Source organism: Edwardsiella tarda ATCC 15947 = NBRC 105688, from assembly GCF_003113495.2.
Classification (GTDB): domain Bacteria; phylum Pseudomonadota; class Gammaproteobacteria; order Enterobacterales; family Enterobacteriaceae; genus Edwardsiella; species Edwardsiella tarda.
In genome coordinates this window covers 3,192,468-3,213,139 of record NZ_CP084506.1, presented here as the reverse complement: position 1 = coordinate 3,213,139, position 20,672 = coordinate 3,192,468, and the positions used below count along the sequence as shown (strand labels likewise).

Below are 20,672 nucleotides of genomic sequence, written 5' to 3'. Positions count from 1 at the left end.
GCAATCGAGTCTCCCTTATTGCGGTTTCAGCATTGCGATCATGAAGTCTTTGGCACTTTCTACCTTGCCCTGCTGGATAGCCGCAGCCGGATCCACGTGTTTCGGGCAAACTTCTGAGCAATAACCGACGAAGGTACAGCTCCAAACACCGTTTTGGGTGTTCAGCACCGGCATACGCTCTTTCTTACCGTGGTCACGGTTGTCCAGGTTGTAGCGGTGAGCCAGGGTGATCGCGGCCGGACCGATGAACTCCGGGTTCAGGCCGAACTGCGGGCAGGCGGCATAGCACAGACCACAGTTGATGCAGCCGGAGAACTGATGGTATTTCTCCATCTCTGCCGGTGTCTGCTTGTTAGTCCCTTCTTCCGGTTTACGATCGTTACCGATGACATACGGCTTGATCGCTTCCAGGCTCTCGATAAAGTGGGTCATATCGACCACCAGATCGCGCTCGACCGGGAAGTTGGCCAACGCTTCAATGCGCATCCCGTTCGGGTAGTCGCGCAGGAAGGTCTTACAGGCCAACTTCGGCACGTTATCGACCATCATCCCGCAGGAGCCGCAGATAGCCATACGGCAGGACCAACGGAAGGAGAGGTCCGGCGCCAGATTGTCCTTCACATACAGCAGGGCATCCAGCAGGGAAGTGGTTTCGTCATACGGTACGTCATAGGTCGCGAAATGCGGCTCAGCATCCTGTTCCGGATTGTAGCGCATGACTTCCATTTTCAGGTTTTTCATCTCAGCCATTCGCTTTTTCCTCTTTCTTCTGCGCTTCCTGAGCTTCTGCGGCGGCACCGTATACACGTTGGGCCGGCGGCAGTTTGGTGATCTTCACATCGCTGTATTCAATGCGCGGTGCGCCACTTTCGTTGAAGTAGGTCAGCGTGTGTTTCAGGAAGTTCACATCATCACGTGCGGTACAGCCTTCATCCAGACGCTGATGGGCGCCACGGGATTCGCGACGGTTGATGGCGGAGTGAGCCATACACTCGGCGACGTTCAAACCATGCTCCAGCTCAATGGCATACAGCAGTTCGGTGTTGAATACGCTGGAGGTATCGGTGATCTTGACGCGTTTGAAGCGTTCTTTCAGCTCGGCCAGCTTATCGACCGTCTTCTGCATCAGGTCGGTGGTACGGTAGATACCGCAACCCTCTTCCATTGAGACACCCATCTCATCACGCAGGGTCGCCCAGTTTTCGTTGCCTTCCTGGTTAACCAGTGCCTTGAGGTTGCCCTCGATGTCTTTCACCTGTGCATCCAGTGCAGCGCCGTTGGCCGGAGTGGCCTGGAGTGCGTGCTGCATGGCGCTTTCACCGGCGACACGGCCGAAGACGACCAGTTCAGCCAGGGAGTTAGAGCCGAGACGGTTAGCCCCATGCAGACCGACAGAGGAGCATTCGCCGACGGCGAACAGGCCCTTGATGCGGGTCTCACAGTGCTGATCGGTTTCGATACCACCCATGGTGTAGTGTGCGGTCGGGCGTACCGGGATCGGTTCGTTGACCGGATCGACGCCGACGTAGGCCTTGGCCAGTTCACAGATGAACGGCAGACGCTCGCGCAGCTTTTTGGCGCCGAGGTGACGCAGGTCGAGGTACACCACATCGCCACGCGGGGTAGAGATGGTGCGGCCTGCACGCCATTCGTGCCAGAAAGCTTGAGAAACTTTGTCGCGCGGACCCAGTTCCATGTATTTGTTCTTCGGCTCGCCCAGCGGTGTTTCCGGCCCGAGACCGTAGTCTTGCAGGTAACGGTAGCCGTCTTTGTTCACCAAGATACCGCCTTCACCGCGGCAGCCTTCAGTCATCAGGATACCTGAGCCCGGTAGGCCGGTCGGGTGATACTGCACGAATTCCATATCACGCAACGGAACACCGTGCTTAAATGCCATCCCCATCCCGTCGCCGGTCACGATACCGCCGTTGGTGTTGTAACGGTAGACGCGTCCAGCACCGCCGGTGGCGAGAACGACCGCATTGGCGCGGATCTGCACCATGGTGCCTTCCATCATGTTGATGGCGACGAGGCCGCGAGCTTGCCCTTCATCTACCAGGATATCCAGCACGAAGTGCTCGTCGAAACGCTGGATCTGCGGGTATTTCAGTGAGGTTTGGAACAGCGTGTGCAGCATGTGGAAGCCGGTCTTATCCGCGGCAAACCAGGTGCGCTCGATCTTCATCCCGCCGAAACGACGGACGTTGACCGAACCGTCAGGCTTACGGCTCCACGGGCAGCCCCACAGTTCCAACTGGGTCATTTCACGCGGGCAGTTATGCACGAAGTGGTCGACGACATCCTGCTCACACAACCAGTCACCACCGGCAACGGTGTCATGGAAGTGGAAATCGAAAGAGTCATGAGCCTGAGTGACGGCCGCGGAACCGCCTTCCGCCGCCACAGTATGGCTGCGCATCGGGTAGACTTTTGAGATTAAGGCAATCTTCAGTTGAGGGTTGGCCTCGGCGGCGGCAATCGCTGCTCGTAAGCCAGCACCCCCAGCCCCGACGATGGCAAGGTCTGCGTTAAAGGTTTGCACTGCATTCCTCCGGGTGTTCAATGGTAAAGTAACATTTAAAAACAAAGAACCATTCCAGACTGCATATTAAAGAAAGGTAGCACATGGGTGGTCGCCGTCTTTAATGAAGCATGGGAATGGTTGTGTTTTTTAAGTTCGAATTCGAAAATTATACCCATATTGAAGTAGTGGAAAATTGATGTGGTTGGGTGTTTTATCCTTTTTAAGGCGGGAAAAAATAGCAAAACGTGATCTTAATAATGTTTCTGTCGTTATATTCTATTTTTAATATGTTTTATTTGCTTTTTAAGCCAATGTATATAGTTCGCTCAATAATCTATTAGTCACCTAGGCATCGGCGGCGCTCTCCCGCCACGAGCGCTGTCATCTATGACGAGAAGCGAGTAGACTGCCCATCCTGTTTTATTTCGGAGTTATCATCATGAGCGATACGGCAAGCTGGCAACCCAGTGCACCTGTGGCCAATTTGTTGAAACGCGCCAGTATCATGGCTACCATCCGGCGCTTTTTCTCGGATCGCGGCGTATTGGAAGTCGACACCCCGTCGATGAGTCAGGCCACGATCACGGATGTTCACTTGGTTCCCTTCCAGACCCACTTTGTCGGTCCCGGCGTGGCGCAGGGAATGACGCTGTATCTGATGACCAGCCCGGAATACCATATGAAGCGCCTGCTGGCTGCCGGTAGTGGGCCGATTTATCAGTTGTGCCGTAGCTTCCGCAACGAAGAGTCTGGTCGTTATCATAACCCGGAATTTACCATGTTAGAGTGGTATCGCCCGCACTATGATATGTATCGCCTGATGAATGAGGTCGATGACTTATTGCAACAGGTACTGGAGTGCGAGAGCGCCGAAACGCTCTCCTATCAACAGGCCTTTATTCGCCATCTGGATGTCGACCCGCTTTCGGCGGATAAAACGCAGTTACGCGAAGCGGCGGCCAAATTAGATTTAAGCAATGTCGCCGATAAAGAAGAGGATCGCGACACGCTGTTGCAGCTGCTGTTCGCCTTCGGCGTCGAGCCGCATATCGGTAAAGAGCGTCCGGCATTCGTTTATCACTTTCCGGCCAGTCAGGCCTCCTTGGCGCAGATCAGTACCGAAGATCATCGGGTCGCGGAGCGTTTCGAGGTTTACTACCGTGGTGTGGAGTTGGCTAACGGCTTCCACGAATTGACCGATGCCGACGAGCAACGTCTGCGTTTCGAGCAGGACAATCGCAAGCGCGCCGCGTTGGGCTTACCGCAACAGCCGCTCGATGAACATCTGCTGGCGGCGTTGGCCCATGGCATGCCGGATAGCTCCGGGGTGGCGTTGGGGGTGGATCGTCTGATCATGCTGGCACTATCGGCCGAGCGTCTCAGCGAGGTGATCGCATTCTCTGTCGATCGCGCCTGAATCCTCGATACGTTTAACGTAAGCTCCCACAACCCGCGCCGAGGCGCGGGTTTTTTATTGCCGCTATAAACCGCCGCTGTTGAAGGCGCGTGATGAGGCGCTACGCGCCGGGCGCAGCGAGTCGCGTCCGATCTGGATCGGTGGGAAGGGCAGTACCAGTTGGTGTTGGCGGTAGGCGGCCAGGATCAGCTGATGCAACTCATGGCGCAGCGGCATGCGGTGCGCCATCTCCGAGGCATAGATGCGCAACTCGAATATCTGTACCCCTTGCTGAATGTCGACCAGATAGGCCTCCGGCGGAGGAGTATCGAGTACCAACGAGCACTGCCCGGCGGCCTGGAGCAGTAACTCTGTCACCTGCTGGCTGTTGGCGCTGGCCTCGGCCGGCACCGTCAACACCACGCGAGTGATGGGATCGCTGAGTGACCAGTTGATGAACTGCTCCATGATGAAGGCCTTATTGGGTACGATGATCTCCTTGCGATCCCAGTCGGAGATGGTGGTGGCCCGGGTGTTGATCCGAGTGATGGTACCCGTCAGATCGCGGATGGTGACCGTATCGCCGATGCGGATCGGCTTTTCGAACAGGATGATCAGGCCAGAGATGAAGTTGCCGAAGATCTCTCCGAGACCAAAGCCCAGACCGACGGTCAGCGCGGCCACCAGCCACTGTAGCTTCGACCATTCGATACCCAGCAGCGAGAAGCCGATCAGCCCACCGACGATCATCAGCAGGTACTTGGTAATGGTGGTGATGGCGTAGCCGGTACCCGGGGTGAGATCCAGATGTTGCAGGAGTCCCAACTCCAGCAACGCGGGTAGGTTTTTCACCAGTTGGATGGTCACCAGGATCACCAGGATGGCGATCAATACGGCCCCCAGGGTGATCGGCTGCAGCGTTTCGCCGCCGACACCGTTGGCGGTCACATCCCACAGGCGGATATTCTCCAGGAAGGCGAAGGCAGAGTGTAACTCTGACCAGAGCCAGATCAGCGAGATCAGCGCGACCAGCGTCAGGATTGAACGCACCAGACGCAGCGATTGATCGCTGATGGCATCCAGATCCACCATGCTCTCTTCTGCCTCCTGGCTACCTTCAATCGCGGCGGGATGCAGGCCATCCTCCTCGTGACGACTCCGTTTCTCGAGCCGTTCGGCGCGCCGCTGCTTGGCGCGATCGAATGCGATGCGCCGGCGTTGGATTAACATCCAGCGCCGGATCACCGAGTAGATCATCAATAAACCGAACCAGATGGCGACGGAGGTCTCTAGGCGTGCCAGCAATACTTGGGCGGTGCCGAGGTAACCGAGCAGAGCGGCGAAGATCGCCGCCAGCGGCGCGCAGAGTAAGCCCCCCCATAGCAGGTAGTTCAGCAGATTCTCCCCCGAGTCGGCGCGGTTGAGGTAGAGCGGGATCCCGGCGCGATACAGGCTTGAGGTCAGCAGCAGTAGGGCGATACACAGCATGATAAAGCAGGCGCGTCCCAGGGTGGCGCTGAAGCTATGGTCAGCCAGATTGTTAAAGGTGACTACGGCCATCAGCAGCGGCACGATGATCCAGATAGACATGCGATAGTAGCGCATCGCCCGCCGTACCTGGCGCTCTCCCCAGCCGAAATGGACGATAAACAGGCCGTCGGGGCGGGAGAAGGCGGCGCTAATCATGAAGGCCCACAACACCGGTAGCGCGGCGCTGACGCCATCGCCGATGGCGACAGCCACCGGATAGGGCCAGGCATTACGTAGTCCATAGCCGAGTGCGGCCCACAGTACTGGCAGTGGCAGCGCCACCAAGATCGACCATAACAGGGTGCGTAGGGTCAGTGAGATATGATCCTGATTGACCTTGCCGACGCGCCCGGCGGCGCGGGCCATGAAGGCGCGGTAGTGACGGCGTGAGTAGATGCTGAAGCCCACCAGGAGTAGGGCGCCGCATAGTGGGAGTAGCGTGCTACGGTCGCTGACCATCATCAGCGCCGCCTGGCTGAGCTGCGCCAGGGTATCCAGCGATAGCAGACGATCCAGATCGCGTAGGGTGGTGAGCAGGTAGCCGAAGCCAACCGGATCGATGTCCGCCGCCCAGAAGAGGTAGCGATGGGTGGCTTCGCGTACCGCCGTCAGGGCATCGATCAACTGAGTATTGGCGACCTTGAGCTTGGTCAGCTCCAGGATCTGACTATCGCAGCCCGACAGCAGGGAATTCAGCAACTCACGCTGCATGGTGAGCTGCGGTGTCAGCAGGCGTTGTTGGGCGGTGCTGAGCGGCTCACCGTCGTTCTGCCGATACTGATCGGCCGGCGTCAGGTCGGCCAGTTGGCTCTCGTAGTGCAGGCGCTGTACGCGGAGGCGAGCCATATCGCTGTCGAGTTGCTGCGGTTTGGGCATCTCCGGCAGGCGTGCCAGGCGGTCGCGTAGCGTCTCACCGAGCGCCGGGGAGACGCTTAGCCATTGCGCCTGCTCGCGCAGGGTGTTTAGCGCCTGGCGCACCTGCTGGGTCTGCCCGGCGATGACGCGTTGGCGGGTGGCGATCTCATCCAGATGTTGTGCCTGTTGATTGAGATCGCGCGACAGGGTCTGGTTTTGCGTCAGCAGCATGATGATGGATTGCGGCAGGTTATCGCTCTGCTCCACCAGGCGTCGTGTCCGTTCCAACGCCTCTTCCGCCTCGCGTTGGCGTTGGCTGTTCAGGCTGTTGCGTAGCCCCTGTAGCTGCAGGTCGAGGCGCTCATGGCGTCTGCTCAACACCTCACTCTGTAAGCGTACTAACTCTTGCCGGTTGCTGGCCGACAATTGTTCCAGCTCCAGCTCATCGACCTGCGCCTTACGCGCGGCCACCTCGGCCTGGAGCTGGGCGGATTGCGCCTGAGAGAGGGCCGTTTCAGTGACGGTAAGTTCCTGTAGGCGGCGCTCGGCCTCGCTGAGTGCCTTGCGCGCCGAGGCTTGGCGCTGTACTACCTGCCCTAGGGAATCGCTGATGTCGCGTGCGCGATCTTGCTCCTGTTGCAGTTGGCGCGCCACCTCCAGCAGTTGACTGCTGATTTGCAGGATCTGCTGCTCCGCCTCGTCGGCAGGGGGCTGGATCGTGGGCGGCGGACTGCTTTCATCGCTCAACTGTTGGCGTAGCTCGCGGGTAAGGCGCGGGAAGTCGCTGATGGTCTTGCGGTACTGTTGGCTACGTTGTTTGGCGGCCTTCGCCTCGTCGATCCAACTCAGCGCACTCTGTAGCGCCTCGACGGTCTCGGTTTGGGCGGGAGCGTTTTTGGCGGCCTCGGCCTGTTTCAGATCGAGGGTGAGTTGGCGTTCGTTGAGCGTAGCCTGAGCGAGTATCGGCAGGCAGAATGCCAGCAGCCCGGTCAGGAGGAGACGGTGGATCAGGCGCATGGTCGACCCTCGCGATGGCATGACGAGCGGCGCGGCGTTTAACGCCGCGCCGAGATGGTTACTCTGTGGCGGGCTGTGCGGCGTGAGTCGCCGTGGGCACATGGCCCAGCTCGCGTCCCATCCGGGTGATGCTCCCTGCACTCAGGGCAGCGTCGAACTGGATACGCCCGGCGGCAAACAGGTTGATCACGGTGGAACCGAGTTTGAAGCGGCCCATCTCTTGCCCTTTCTTCAACGTGATGACACCGTCACCCTCGCTCGGGTAGGTCCAGCGACGGATGATGCCGGCCCGCTCCGGGTTGACGCAGCCGCTCCAGACGGTTTCGATGCTACCGACGATGGTGGCACCGACCAGGATCTGGGCTAGGGGACCGACAGCGGTATCGAAGATACAGATCAGGCGCTCGTTACGGGCAAACAGATTGGCGACGTTGGCGGCGGTCAGTGGATTCACCGAGAACAGATCGCCGGGTACATAGATCATCTCCCGTAGACGGCCATCACAGGGCATATGCACCCGATGATAGTCGCGCGGTGAGAGATAGGTGGTGACGAACTGGCCACTGGTAAACTCCTGTGCTAGTTGGTACTGGCCCGCCAAGAGCGCTTCGAGGGTATAATCGTGCCCCTTGGCTTGCAGCAGACGACCCGCCTCGATCGGCCCTAACTGGCTGATGGCGCCATCGGCGGGAAGCACCACGCCATCGTCGAACTCGGCAATTGGCCGCACGCCGTCGCGTAGCGGGCGAACGAAGAAGTCGTTGAAGGTCTTATAGTGCGCGGGATCGGGGTAAAGCGCCTCCTGCATATTGATGCCGTAGTAACGGGCAAAGCCCTTGATGACGCTCTGCGTCAGCCAGCCGCCCTGTTTGTCGGCGGCCCAACCCGCCAAACGGGTCAGCGCCTGTTTCGGCAGTAAATATTGCAGTTTGATTTTAATGCTATCGAGCACGTTAGCCTCTTTGTCCAACAAGATAGTCTACCGGCGGCCTGGTGTGCCGCCGGGTCGTACAGGGAGTCATAGCGCTTCGCGCAGCGCCGTGTTATGCCCCGCGTCCCTGATTAGGACGCTGGGGGAACGCCGACAGCGTTAATGGCCGCCGCCGGTAAAGTTCTTGCGCAGTTTAACCTGCGTCATGCTATCCAGAATACGATGATAGTTATCAAAACGCGTTTCGGCGATCTCGCCGCGCTCGACGGCCTCGCGCAACGCACAACCCGGATCGTTGTCGTGTTTGCAGTCGCGGAACTTACAGCTACCCAGGTAGTCGCGGAACTCAATGAATCCTTGAGTGATCTGCTCGGCATCCAGATGCCATAGGCCGAACTCACGGACCCCCGGCGAGTCGATCACGTCACCCCCATGGGGGAAGTGATAGAGCCGGGCTGCGGTGGTGGTGTGCTGGCCTAATCCCGAATTGTCGGAGACCGCGCCGACCTCGATCTGGCTCTCCAAGGCTGGCAACAGCGCGTTGAGCAGACTGGATTTCCCCACCCCGGACTGGCCGGCGAAGATGCTGATGCGCTGGGTGAGCAGATCTTGTAACTGTGCCATCCCCTCTCCGCTGTGGCTGGAGACCAGCACCACGCGGTAACCGATGTCGTGGTAGATGGCCATGGCCTCGTCGACGAACTCGCGCCCTTCGGCATCCAACAGATCGACTTTATTCAGTACGATCAGCGGTTCGACGGATAATGTCTCGCAGGCGACCAGGTAACGATCGATGATATTCAGCGAGAGTTCCGGCAGGATCGCCGAAACAATAACGATCTGATCGATATTGGCGGCGATCGGCTTCACGCCATCGTAGTAGTCTGGCCGGGTCAGTACCGAGCTACGCGGATGCACCGCCTCGACGATGCCCTTGCTACCCGCCTGCGTGGCAGGACGCCAGACCACCCGATCGCCGGTGACCAGCGACGGTAGGGTACGGCGGATGTTACAGCGCTGCTGAGTGCCATCTGCGGCCTCAACGTCGGCATGTTTGCCGAAACGGCTGACGACTACCCCCTCCTGGGTGTCACCGAACAGGGTATCGTCCAGCTCCACGCTAGGCTCCGTCTGTTGTAGACGACGCTGGTGGTTGGCGTGCATCCGCCGTTGCTGGCCGTGCGATAGTCTTTTTTTACTCAACTGCGCCTCACTCTCTTGGCTGCGGCACTGTGGCGATCGCCCACAGCGCGGAAAGTGTCTATGATACACGCTGGGCTGTGTCTCGCAATTGAGCATCATAACGATCGTCGTAGACACGCCGCACTAATTCATACTATTTGCCGGGGGAACTATGAGTGCAAGCGAAACACGTCTGATTTGGATCGATCTGGAGATGACCGGATTGGATCCCGAGCGCGACCGGATCATCGAGATCGCCACACTGGTGACCGATGCCGAATTAAACGTGTTAGCCGAGGGGCCGGTGATCGCGGTGCATCAAGACGACGCCCAGCTAGCACTGATGGATGAGTGGAACGTACGCACCCATACTGCTAGCGGCTTGGTGCAGCGGGTGAAGGAGAGCCGCTACGATGCGGCCGCCGCCGAGCAAGCGACGCTGGAATTCCTGCGCCAATGGGTGCCGGCGGGGGTCTCACCGATCTGTGGCAACAGTGTCGGCCAGGATCGCCGCTTCCTGTTCCGCTATATGCCCGAACTGGAACGCTACTTCCATTACCGTTATCTGGATGTCAGTACCCTGAAAGAGCTGGCGCGGCGTTGGAAGCCGGAGATTCTGGCGGGTTTCCACAAACAGAATACCCACCAGGCATTGGATGATATCCGCGAGTCGGTAGCCGAGTTGGCCTATTACCGTAGTAATTTTATTCGCCTGTAAGCCTATTTGCCGATAATGTGTACGCTGCGGCGCTTTTATCGGCAGTCAGTCAATTTATCTGACTTTTTCGTCTTGGGGGGCTTGCGGGAGATAAAAATCTCCGTATAATGCGCTCCCCGTACCGAGACGGAATTGTGAAGTTTTTCAGATGTAGGCCGTTCGGTTACGCGACGCGGGAATAGCTCAGTTGGTAGAGCACAACCTTGCCAAGGTTGGGGTCGCGAGTTCGAGTCTCGTTTCCCGCTCCAAATTTAGAAGGTCGCTGTGCGGCTGGATGAAAAAAAGCAGTACCATTGCGGGAATAGCTCAGTTGGTAGAGCACAACCTTGCCAAGGTTGGGGTCGCGAGTTCGAGTCTCGTTTCCCGCTCCAAACTTCAAAACACCATTACTGTTATGGTGTCGATGCCAGAAGCATCACTCTGCGGGAATAGCTCAGTTGGTAGAGCACAACCTTGCCAAGGTTGGGGTCGCGAGTTCGAGTCTCGTTTCCCGCTCCAAACTTCAAAACACCATTACTGTTATGGTGTCGATGCCAGAAGCATCACTCTGCGGGAATAGCTCAGTTGGTAGAGCACAACCTTGCCAAGGTTGGGGTCGCGAGTTCGAGTCTCGTTTCCCGCTCCAATTTTCTTCTTCGTTTTACCCTATCTCAAGCACATCATCACGATACTCTGCGCAGTCTGCAGTGATTGCTCATACTTCCATTAACAGAGTTATCCACAGGATTTCAGCCACCTCTTCGCCCCTTCGCTTGCGAGCAAAAAAGCATCAAGATTATAACAATTTGATTTATAAGTATAAAAATAAGCAAAAAATCGAGATATGGTTCACTTGCATTTGGCCTGAGGGTTGAATAACAACAAAATTTTATTTTTATACACAGCGGGTCTGTGTAGCTTGTTAGCATGCTCGCGTGACTAGGCGTCGCGCGGCAGCCCCTTCTCGACGGCACGGATCAGTCGACGTTGTTGGTTGCTGATGACCTCAACGTTGTGTGCGTCGCGTTTGGCTAACTGTTGCGCCAACGCCCAGTGAATGTGCTCATCAATGAGTGCACTGATCCCCAGGCGGCGTGTTAATAGCTCGACGATCTCGGCCGTGTAAGGTGCATTGCCCAAGGCGACGCTCAGGTTGCGTAACCAGCGCTGATAGCCGATGCGGCGGATGGGCGAGCCTTCCGTCATGCGTAGGAAGGTGGCCTCGTCCCAGGTGAATAGGGTGGTTAACGCGGGCGCGTGTAGCGCCGTGCGCGGCCGGAAGTCGGCCTCTTCGCTCAATGGCGCCTGGCGGTTCCAGGGGCAGATCATCTGACAATCGTCGCAACCATAGATTCGATTGCCGAGTAACGGGCGTAGATCCTCAGGAATGGCGCCTTCCGCTTCGATAGTCAGATACGAGATACAACGCCGTGCATCCACGGTGTATGGCGCGACGATGGCCCCGGTCGGGCAGGTGGTCATACAGGCGACGCAGCGGCCGCATTGGGCCTCTTGCGCCGTGTCGATAGGTAGCGGCAGATCGACCAAGAGCTCGCCGAGGAAAAACCAGGAGCCAGCCTGCGGATTGATCAGCAGCGAATGCTTTCCGCTCCAGCCGAGACCGGCCTTGGCCGCTAAAGGGCGCTCCAGTAGGGGAGCTGAGTCGACGAAGGGGCGGAAGCCGAGCGTGCCGCCGCAGTGCGCCTGAATCATTTCTCCCAATCGCTTAAGACGGCCACGTAGCACCTTATGGTAGTCGCGTCCCAAGGCATAGCGGCTGATGTAGCCGCGCATCGGATCGTTCAGCGTCGAGGCGAAGGCCGCATGGGGGGGCAGATAGTTCATGCGCACACTGATCACCCGTAGGGTTCCGGGCAACAGCTCGGCGGGGCGAGCGCGCATCATGCCGTGGCGCGCCATCCATGCCATCTCCCCATGATAACCTTGATCCAGCCACGCCTGTAACCGCGCCTCTTCAAGCCGCAAATCCGTATCGGCGATCCCGACCTGCTGGAATCCTAGCGATAGGCCCCATTGCTTGATATGTTGGGCTAACTGATGCAGATCGAGGGGATGAGTCATGATGGGCCATTCTTGCTACGGAAACGCCAGCAGTTTAGCACACTATGTCGCGCCAGCGGATTGGGTACGTGACGCAGAGCAGCACGCCGCGCAGGCGCACGGCATCACGCTGGCGGACCTGATGCAGCGCGCCGGTCAGGCGGCTTTTAATCGGATACGCCAATACTATCCCTGTGCACGTCACTGGCTGATCCTGTGTGGACATGGCAATAACGGTGGCGACGGGTATGTGGTGGCGCGCCTGGCGCGCGCCAGTGGCATTCACGTGACGCTGTTGGCTGTCGCCGGAGATGGGGCGCTCCCGATAGAGGCGCAGCAGGCGCGCACGCAATGGTTGCAGGCGGGCGGATGTGTACAGCCAGCCATGCTGCCGTTGCCGGAAGCAGAGGTGATCGTCGACGCCTTGTTGGGCATTGGTCTACACGCCGCGCCGCGTGCGCCCTATGATGGGTTGATCGCCGCGATCAACGCCCATCCCGCCCCGGTGGTCGCGCTCGATCTCCCCTCGGGATTGAATGCCGACACGGGCATTGCTCTCGGGGCCGTGGTGCAGGCCGAGCATACCCAAAGTTTTATCTGCCTGAAGCCGGGGTTATTGACCGGGCAGGCGCGCGCCGTGGTGGGGCAACTGCATTGCGACCCCCTCGGGCTCTCCGGCTGGCTGGCGGCACAGCGCTGGCCATGGCGTCGTCTGGATGGTCAGGATCTGGCGGGGTGGTTGCCGCCACGCTCGCCGTTGGCTCATAAGGGGGAGCAGGGGCGATTGCTGCTGATCGGCGGCGATCATGGCATGGGGGGGGCGATTCGTCTCGCCGGTCAGGCCGCGTTACGTAGCGGCGCGGGACTGGTGCGGGTACTGACGCGGGCGGAGCATGTCGCGCCGTTATTGGCGGCGTGTCCTGAGCTGATGGTCGAGGCGTGGAGTCCGGCGGCATTACACGAGGCGCTCGCCTGGGCCGATGTGCTCGCGATCGGCCCGGGATTGGGGCGGCGAGACTGGGGACGGCGCGCTCTGGCGGCGATCGTTGACTGTCAGCGGCCGATGCTCTGGGATGCCGATGCCCTTAACCTGCTGGCTGAAGCGCCCTCTACGGATGCGCGTCGGGTGATCACGCCGCATCCCGGTGAGGCGGCCCGCCTATTGGGATGCAGCATCGCCCAGATCGAGCGGGATCGGCCCGCCGCGGTATGCGCATTACAGCGGTGCTACGGTGGGGTCGCGTTGTTGAAGGGGGCGGGCACACTGATTGCCGATGGGACACGGCGTGCGATTGCTGATATTGGTAATCCCGGGATGGCAAGCGGCGGGATGGGTGACATACTCTCTGGTATCATTGGCGGTTTGCTGGCACAAAAGCTCCCGCTGTATGATGCCACCTGCGCAGGCGCTGTCGTGCATGGCGTTGCCGCCGATGTGCTGGCGCAGCGTGAGGGGACGCGCGGCATGTTGGCCAGCGATCTGCTGCCTGAGATCAGGCGTTGGGTAAATCCTTGAACTTGAACGACCAGAACGAACAATACAACTATGACAAGTCTCGTACTGCAACTGCCGGACGAAGCGGCAACCATCGCACTGGGCGACGCGCTGGCGCGCGCCTGTCACTCTGCCACTGTGATTTACCTGTATGGTGATTTAGGGGCGGGTAAGACCACCTTTAGCCGGGGGTTCCTACAGGCCTTGGGGCATCAGGGAACGGTGAAGAGCCCGACCTATACCCTGGTTGAGCCTTATCTGCTGACGCCGCGTCCGGTGTATCACTTCGACCTATATCGCTTAGCCGATCCCGAGGAGCTGGAGTTTATGGGGATCCGTGATTATTTTGCCCAAGATGCGCTGTTGTTGGTGGAGTGGCCGCAGCAAGGGATGGGCTTCCTGCCGGAGCCGGATATTACGCTGCACCTGACCTATAGTGGCGGCGCGCGCCAGGCGGTGATCGAGGCGCACAGCGTACATGGCCAGGCAGTGATGGCCGCCTTGGATCGGCAATAAAGGGACGGGCATTGATGAGGTTGTTGCAGCGGTTTTTGCGTTTTATCTTCCCCCTGACGCTGGGGTGGTGCCTGGCTACGATGGCCTCCGCCGCCCAGTTGACCAATATTCAGGTGAGCAATGGCGATCGCCAGGCGGTGGTCACGCTGAGCTTTAATGCCCCGCCACAATTGACTCAACGTGTCGTGCGTAACCCCGATCGAGTCTTAGTCGAGATCGCCGAGAGTAAGCGTATCACGGGCGGCTTGCCGATGCAGTTTAGTGGGGAGAACATGCTTAGCCGCATTCGTGACGGCGGCGAGCAGCGCGCGGGTAAAGTGTTACTGGTGTTCGATATTACGCAACCCGCCCGGGTCACGCTAAGCCGTAGTGGTCATCGGGCGGTCTTGACCCTTCGGGCGGAGGAGCGTGCCGCGCCTAAGCGCGCCAGCGCGGCGCCAGAGCCCGCCGCGTCGGGTAAGAATCCGTTCCATGCCCGTACCCGCCCGGCGGCACCAGCCCCGGAGGCGAGAGCGGCATCGACACCGGCGGTGCCGGTACAGACGGCCAAGAACCGAGGGCGCTATGATGGTTCCCGTATCGTGGTGGCGATCGATGCCGGGCACGGTGGTCAGGATCCCGGCGCCATCGGTCAGGGCGGACTCCGAGAAAAAGATGTCACCCTGGCGATCGCCCGCCGATTGCAGGGGCTGATGGACGAGGACCCGATGTTTCAGCCGGTACTGACGCGTAGCGGCGATTATTTCATCTCGGTGATGGGGCGTTCTGACGTCGCGCGGCGAGAGAAGGCTAACTTGTTGATTTCGATTCATGCCGATGCCGCGCCGAATCGCAGCGCGAATGGCGCCTCCGTATGGGTGCTCTCTAATCGGCGTGCCAATAGCGAGATGGCCGGCTGGTTGGAGCAACATGAGAAGCAGTCCGAATTGCTGGGCGGCGCCGGCGACGTACTGGCCAACAGTAATCAGGATAAGTACCTCAGCCAGACGGTCTTGGATCTGCAATTCGGCCACTCGCAACGGGTCGGCTACGACGTGGCAGTCCAGGTGTTGCGTCAGATGCAGAGCGTCGGTCGGTTGCACAAGCGTCATCCGGAGCACGCCAGTCTAGGTGTGTTGCGTTCCCCGGATATTCCCTCGTTGCTGGTGGAGACCGGCTTTATCAGTAATAGCGAAGGGGAGCGTCTGCTGGGGAATGGCCAGCATCAGGAGCGGGTCGCCCGCGCGATCTATCTGGGGGTACGCAGTTACTTTCTGGCGCACCCATTGCAAAATGGCCCAAAAGTGGAAAACCGGCCGCTGAAAGCCACCGCGGCCGGTAGCACCACCCGGGCTACGGCGACGACGCCGTCTGCGACACAGATCCATGTGGTACAGCGCGGCGAGACGCTGCTGGGGATCGCCAATCGTTACGGCTCGACCCTGAGCGGCATGATGCGGCTCAATAACCTGAAGAAAGAGGGGGTCTGGGTCGGTCAGCGTCTGAAGGTTCCGGCGCAGGAGCGTGCCGTCTCTCGCCCGGCGGCGAGTCGTGAGTCAGTGACTCATTTGGTGAAGCGTGGCGACACGCTGACGCGTATCGCCGCACAATATGGCGTCAGCATGGAGGCGATTCGCCAGGCGAATAAAATGAAGAGCGACGAGGTGCAGTTGGGGCAACGACTGCGCATCCCGTCGCGTTAACCCAAAGGATAGCGCTATGCCGATTCAGATCTTACCACCACAGTTGGCTAACCAGATTGCCGCCGGTGAGGTGGTCGAGCGTCCGGCATCCGTGGTGAAGGAGTTAGTAGAAAACAGCTTGGATGCGGGCGCGACGCGTATCGACATCGATATCGAGCGCGGCGGCGCTAAGCTGATCCGCATCCGCGACAATGGTGGCGGCATCGGTAAGGCGGAGCTGGCCTTGGCGCTGGCGCGTCACGCCACCAGTAAGATCAGTACGTTGGATGATCTTGAAGCGATCGTGAGTCTGGGGTTTCGCGGTGAGGCGTTGGCGAGCATCAGCTCGGTATCGCGACTGACCATGACGTCGCGGCCCGCCGAGCAGGCTGAGGCATGGCAGGCGTATGCCGAAGGGCGCGAGATGGCGGTGACGGTCAAGCCAGCAGCACACCCCGTGGGTACCACAGTCGAGGTGTTGGATCTGTTCTATAACACCCCGGCGCGGCGTAAGTTCTTGCGTACCGAGAAGACCGAATTCGCGCATATTGATGAGGTGGTGCGGCGTATCGCCTTAGCTCGCTTTGACATTACCCTGAGCCTCCAACATAACGGTAAGACGGTGCGTCAGTATCGAGCGGTACGGGAGGGGGAGGCGCATGAGCGTCGTTTGGCGGCTATTTGCGGTGCACCGTTTATACAGCATGCCTTGGCGGTGACCTGGCGGCACGACGATCTCTCCATTCACGGTTGGGTGGCGGCACCGCAAGGGATGCGTCAGATCGGCGAGCTACAGTACTGTTACGTCAATGGACGCATGATGCGTGACCGCCTGATCACGCATGCCATTCGTCAGGCGTATCAGGATCGGTTGAACGATGAGCATCAGCCCGCTTATGTGCTGTATCTGGAGATCGATCCGCGTCAGGTCGATGTCAATGTGCATCCGGCTAAGCATGAGGTGCGCTTCCATCAGGCGCGTCTGGTGCATGACTTTATCTATCAGGCGGTGGTCGAGGTGTTGCAGCAGGCGTCCCCGACTGCGCTGACGGCCGCTCCCGCTGCCGAACCCACGCTTAGGGAGGCAGAGCCTGCACCGCGTCGAGCGCTCGAAAACCGTGCCTCGGCGGGGGAGAACCGATTTACCCGACCCACGACGGAGGCACCCCTCGCACCGGCCCATGCCGTTACGCGTGGCGGAGCCACTCCGCGCCTGCCCGCCGGCGAGATTTTTCGTCGCCGGGAGGGCGAGCTTTATCAGCGTCTACTGGCGGCGGAGCGGGGGCCGGCCAGTCGTGCGCAGGAGGCCGCCGCGGCGTCATCGCCCGTCTTGACCTCGTCACCGACTCCGGCGAGTGCCGATGCGTCGCCGGTTGCGCCAAGTTTGTGTGTCGCCGATCGCTCCGAGATGACGACAGAGACGCTGGGACGCGTGTTGACCCTGTGCGCCGAGGGGATCGCCTTGACCGAGAGTCGGTCGGGGGTGGCATTGCTCAATCTCGACTATGGCCGCCGCTGCTTGTTGCGGGTACAGCTGTTACCGGCCGCGGATGAGGCGTTGAAGGCGCAGCCGTTGTTGATCCCGGTACGACTGACGCTGGAGGAGGCGGAGCGATGCGCGTTGCAGGCACAAGCGGGCCTGTTACAGCAGCTGGGTATCCAACTGACACTGGAGCGCCAGCATGCCTTATTACACGCGGCTCCACTGCCATTACGGCAACAAAACTTGCCGCGCCTGATCCCGCAACTGTTAGGCTACCTGGCGACGGCAGCGGCGTGTGATCTCGCGAGCGTGGCGACTTGGCTGGCCGATCATTGGCAGGGTGAGGAGGCGGAGAGATGGACACTGGCGCAGGCGGTACAGCTGTTGGCCGATCTTGAACGTCTTGCGCCCCAACTGGTAAAGTCGCCGCCCCTGGCGCTTTTGCAGCCGTTGGATTTACACCCCGCCGTGGCGCGATTACGCCAGGCGGAACAACCCAGTTGAGTAACGACAAGCAGATGCAGAAATTACCTCCGGCAATTTTTCTTATGGGGCCGACCGCCTCGGGCAAGACAGCGTTGGCTATGGCGCTGCGTGAGCGCTTTCCGCTGGAGATTATCAGCGTCGACTCGGCGTTGATCTATCGCGGCATGGATATTGGCACCGCTAAGCCTAGCGCAGAGGAGTTGGCGCGGGCCCCGCATCGACTGATCGATATTCGTGATCCGCTGCAGAGTTACTCTGCCGCTGACTTTCGCGCCGATGCGTTGCGTGAGATGGCCGAGATCACCGCGCAGGGGCGTATTCCGCTACTGGTGGGCGGCACCATGTTGTACTACAAGGCTCTGTTAGAGGGGTTATCTCCGTTACCGCCCGCGGATGCAGGCGTACGTGCGCGCATCGAGCAACAGGCGCGTGAACAGGGCTGGCAGGCCTTGCATCATGAGTTGGCGCGTATCGATCCTGTGGCGGCGGCACGTATTCATCCGAATGATCCACAGAGACTGAGCCGCGCACTGGAAGTTTTTTTCGTTTCGGGTAACACTTTAACTGAACTGACTCGCATTAGCGGGGAAGCGTTGCCTTATAGCGTCAGCCAATTTGCCATCGCGCCGTCGAGTCGTGAATTGCTGCACCAGCGTATCGCGTTGCGCTTTCAGCAAATGTTGGCGGCCGGATTTGAACAGGAAGCCCGTAAGCTATTTGCCCGGGGCGATCTGCATCCCGATCTGCCGTCGGTGCGTTGTGTCGGTTACCGCCAGATGTGGTCCTATTTGGCCGGTGAAATTGATTATGATGAGATGGTTTACCGCGGCATTTGCGCTACCCGTCAGTTGGCGAAGCGGCAGATGACCTGGTTACGTGGATGGGAGTCCGTGCAGTGGCTGGACAGCGACAAGCCCGCTGAGGCACTGGATTGCGTGGCACAGGTTGTTAGTGCATCGCTTGACTGATTGTGTACAATTGGGCTATGGCTGTGCGTTTGCTTGGCCTTTGTGAACCGGATAGTACACCGTGCGCATTTTTTACGCAGTTTATTTTGATTAGAACCATCGGGTTCTTAGTACTGAACGATTGTTATATACAACAAGCAACTAGCAAATAAGGAAAAGATAGAATGGCTAAGGGGCAATCTTTACAAGACCCGTTCTTGAACGCGCTGCGTCGTGAACGTGTCCCAGTTTCGATCTATTTGGTGAATGGTATTAAACTGCAAGGTCAGATTGAATCTTTTGATCAGTTTGTCATTCTGTTGAAGAACACGGTCAGCCAGATGGTCTATAAGCACGCGATTTCTACTGTGGTCCCTTCCCGTCCGGTGTCTCACCATAGCGGTAATGCGGGTGCAGGCAGCACGGGTAGCAGTAACTATCATCACGCCGGTCAGGCCGCTTCCCAGTCCACTCAGGGCAGCGATGACGCTGAATAAGGCGTATTGTTGGTCAGTCCCGTCGGGGAGCCGTGATGGCGAATCGTCATCTGCGCTCTCCGTTCTCATCGGACTATGCCGTTTGAGAGGTTTCTCCTTTGTTTGACCGTTACGAAGCCGGTGAACAGGCCGTATTGGTTCATATCTATTTTTCTCAGGAAAAAGATAGCGAAGATCTGAGTGAGTTTGAATCTCTGGTCTCCTCAGCAGGCGTGCAGGCGTTGCGCGTCATTACGGGTAGCCGTAAGGCACCACATCCCAAATACTTTGTTGGCGAGGGCAAGGCGCAAGAGATCGCCCAAGCTGTCGCCGAGACCGACGCCTCGGTGGTGCTGTTCGACCATCCGTTGTCGCCAGCGCAGGAACGTAACCTGGAGCGGCTATGTCAGTGCCGTGTCATCGATCGCACTGGGCTGATCCTGGATATCTTTGCCCAACGGGCACGTACCCATGAAGGTAAGTTGCAGGTCGAGCTGGCTCAGTTACGCCACTTAGCGACCCGCCTGGTGCGTGGCTGGACCCACCTGGAACGCCAGAAGGGGGGGATCGGCCTGCGTGGGCCGGGCGAGACGCAGTTGGAGACGGACCGTCGTCTGTTGCGCGATCGCATCCATTTGATCCTGGGGCGTCTGGAGAAGGTAGAGAAACAGCGCGAGCAGGGGCGCCGAGCACGAGTGCGCGCCGAGATCCCGACGGTTTCCTTGGTGGGGTATACCAACGCCGGCAAGTCGACGCTGTTTAATACCCTGACGACGGCCAGCGTCTATGCCGCCGATCAGCTGTTCGCCACGCTAGACCCCACCCTGCGTCGGGTCGAGGTCGATGATGTCGGGGCGACGGTATTGGCCGATACCGTCGGCTTTATCCGCCATTTACCGCACGATTTGGTCGCGGCCTTCAAGGCCACGTTGCTGGAAACCCGGCAGGCTTCACTTTTATTACACGTCGTTGATGCATCGGACGCGCGGGTCGATGAGAATATCAACGCGGTCAATACCGTACTGGCAGATATCGGGGCGGATGGCATCCCGGTGTTGTTGGTGATGAACAAGATCGACATGCTGCCGGACTTTGCGCCGCGTATCGATCGTGATGAAGAAAACCGTCCGTGGCGTGTCTGGGTATCGGCCCAGCAGGGCTGCGGGATGGATTTGATATTCCAGGCGTTAAGTGAACGTCTGGGCGGTGAGATCGCCAGCTATACGCTGCGTCTGCCGCCAGCGGCAGGGCGTTTGCGCAGCCGTTTTTACCAGCTTCAGGCAATCGAAAAGGAATGGATTGAAGAGGATGGCAGCATCGGACTCCAGGTCCGTATGCCGGTCGTTGACTGGCGTCGTCTCTGCAAGCAACAACAGGAATTGATAAGCTTTATCGTTTAGCAATTGCCTGCTAGA

General features: G+C 59.0%; 15 protein-coding genes and 4 tRNA genes. 13 read left to right on the top strand and 6 right to left on the bottom strand.

The features are described 5' to 3' along the window. Window positions 1-15: 15 nt before the first annotated feature. A complete protein-coding gene (locus DCL27_RS14925) occupies window positions 16-750 on the bottom strand; it encodes a succinate dehydrogenase/fumarate reductase iron-sulfur subunit (RefSeq protein ID WP_005281129.1) in 735 nt (244 codons plus the stop codon). Next, the gene (frdA, locus tag DCL27_RS14920; RefSeq protein ID WP_005281132.1) at window positions 743-2,542 is read right to left on the bottom strand and encodes a fumarate reductase (quinol) flavoprotein subunit; all 1,800 of its coding nucleotides are present in this window, start codon (window positions 2,540-2,542) and stop codon (window positions 743-745) included. The genes DCL27_RS14925 and frdA overlap by 8 nt, the downstream gene beginning before the upstream one ends. 421 nt (window positions 2,543-2,963) lie before the next feature. Here frdA and epmA point away from each other — a divergent pair, with 421 nt between their 5' ends. Further along, on the top strand, window positions 2,964-3,941 hold the full coding sequence (epmA, locus tag DCL27_RS14915; protein WP_005281140.1) for an elongation factor P--(R)-beta-lysine ligase: 978 nt from the start codon (window positions 2,964-2,966) through the stop codon (window positions 3,939-3,941). Window positions 3,942-4,004: 63 nt separating this feature from the next. Here epmA and mscM read toward each other — a convergent pair whose 3' ends face one another. The 3 genes from mscM to rsgA form a co-directional block, all read right to left on the bottom strand. Then, window positions 4,005-7,322, bottom strand: a complete 3,318-nt coding sequence (gene mscM, locus DCL27_RS14910; RefSeq protein ID WP_035599395.1) for a miniconductance mechanosensitive channel MscM — start codon at window positions 7,320-7,322, stop codon at window positions 4,005-4,007. 58 nt (window positions 7,323-7,380) lie between these two features. After that, the gene (asd, locus tag DCL27_RS14905) at window positions 7,381-8,274 is read right to left on the bottom strand and encodes an archaetidylserine decarboxylase (protein WP_035599393.1); all 894 of its coding nucleotides are present in this window, start codon (window positions 8,272-8,274) and stop codon (window positions 7,381-7,383) included. 138 nt (window positions 8,275-8,412) lie between these two features. Next, complete coding sequence (gene rsgA, locus DCL27_RS14900) at window positions 8,413-9,456, bottom strand: small ribosomal subunit biogenesis GTPase RsgA (protein ID WP_005296015.1); 1,044 nt, start codon at window positions 9,454-9,456, stop codon at window positions 8,413-8,415. A 151-nt stretch (window positions 9,457-9,607) separates the two neighbouring features. On the opposite strand from rsgA, the gene orn reads away from it, so the two are divergent. The 5 genes from orn to DCL27_RS14875 all read left to right on the top strand — a co-directional run bounded on the left by orn (window position 9,608) and on the right by DCL27_RS14875 (window position 10,778). Beyond that, the gene (gene orn, locus DCL27_RS14895) at window positions 9,608-10,153 is read left to right on the top strand and encodes an oligoribonuclease (protein WP_035599391.1); all 546 of its coding nucleotides are present in this window, start codon (window positions 9,608-9,610) and stop codon (window positions 10,151-10,153) included. Between the two features lie 172 nt (window positions 10,154-10,325). Then, window positions 10,326-10,401, top strand: a tRNA-Gly gene (locus DCL27_RS14890). A gap of 47 nt (window positions 10,402-10,448) precedes the next feature. Further along, a tRNA-Gly gene (locus DCL27_RS14885) sits at window positions 10,449-10,524 on the top strand. 51 nt (window positions 10,525-10,575) lie between these two features. After that, window positions 10,576-10,651, top strand: a tRNA-Gly gene (locus tag DCL27_RS14880). 51 nt (window positions 10,652-10,702) lie between these two features. After that, window positions 10,703-10,778 (top strand) — tRNA-Gly (locus DCL27_RS14875). A gap of 293 nt (window positions 10,779-11,071) precedes the next feature. Here DCL27_RS14875 and queG read toward each other — a convergent pair. Beyond that, on the bottom strand, window positions 11,072-12,214 hold the full coding sequence (gene queG / locus DCL27_RS14870) for a tRNA epoxyqueuosine(34) reductase QueG (RefSeq protein ID WP_005281159.1): 1,143 nt from the start codon (window positions 12,212-12,214) through the stop codon (window positions 11,072-11,074). Between queG and nnr the strand changes: the two genes are divergently transcribed. From nnr to hflX, 7 genes are all read left to right on the top strand, one after another. Beyond that, complete coding sequence (nnr, locus tag DCL27_RS14865; RefSeq protein WP_035598531.1) at window positions 12,213-13,709, top strand: bifunctional ADP-dependent NAD(P)H-hydrate dehydratase/NAD(P)H-hydrate epimerase; 1,497 nt, start codon at window positions 12,213-12,215, stop codon at window positions 13,707-13,709. The genes queG and nnr overlap by 2 nt on opposite strands. Window positions 13,710-13,739: 30 nt before the next feature. Then, the gene (gene tsaE, locus DCL27_RS14860; RefSeq protein ID WP_035598528.1) at window positions 13,740-14,204 is read left to right on the top strand and encodes a tRNA (adenosine(37)-N6)-threonylcarbamoyltransferase complex ATPase subunit type 1 TsaE; all 465 of its coding nucleotides are present in this window, start codon (window positions 13,740-13,742) and stop codon (window positions 14,202-14,204) included. Between the two features lie 14 nt (window positions 14,205-14,218). Next, window positions 14,219-15,886 (top strand): N-acetylmuramoyl-L-alanine amidase AmiB, encoded by a 1,668-nt coding sequence (gene amiB / locus DCL27_RS14855; protein ID WP_109691560.1) that lies wholly within the window; start codon window positions 14,219-14,221, stop codon window positions 15,884-15,886. A gap of 16 nt (window positions 15,887-15,902) precedes the next feature. Beyond that, window positions 15,903-17,852, top strand: a complete 1,950-nt coding sequence (gene mutL, locus DCL27_RS14850) for a DNA mismatch repair endonuclease MutL (RefSeq protein ID WP_035598522.1) — start codon at window positions 15,903-15,905, stop codon at window positions 17,850-17,852. A gap of 14 nt (window positions 17,853-17,866) precedes the next feature. After that, window positions 17,867-18,802 (top strand): tRNA (adenosine(37)-N6)-dimethylallyltransferase MiaA, encoded by a 936-nt coding sequence (miaA, locus tag DCL27_RS14845; RefSeq protein ID WP_035594195.1) that lies wholly within the window; start codon window positions 17,867-17,869, stop codon window positions 18,800-18,802. 164 nt (window positions 18,803-18,966) lie between these two features. Next, a complete protein-coding gene (gene hfq, locus DCL27_RS14840) occupies window positions 18,967-19,278 on the top strand; it encodes an RNA chaperone Hfq (protein ID WP_005281176.1) in 312 nt (103 codons plus the stop codon). Between the two features lie 98 nt (window positions 19,279-19,376). Continuing rightward, on the top strand, window positions 19,377-20,657 hold the full coding sequence (hflX, locus tag DCL27_RS14835; RefSeq protein ID WP_005281179.1) for a ribosome rescue GTPase HflX: 1,281 nt from the start codon (window positions 19,377-19,379) through the stop codon (window positions 20,655-20,657). Window positions 20,658-20,672 lie beyond the last annotated feature (15 nt).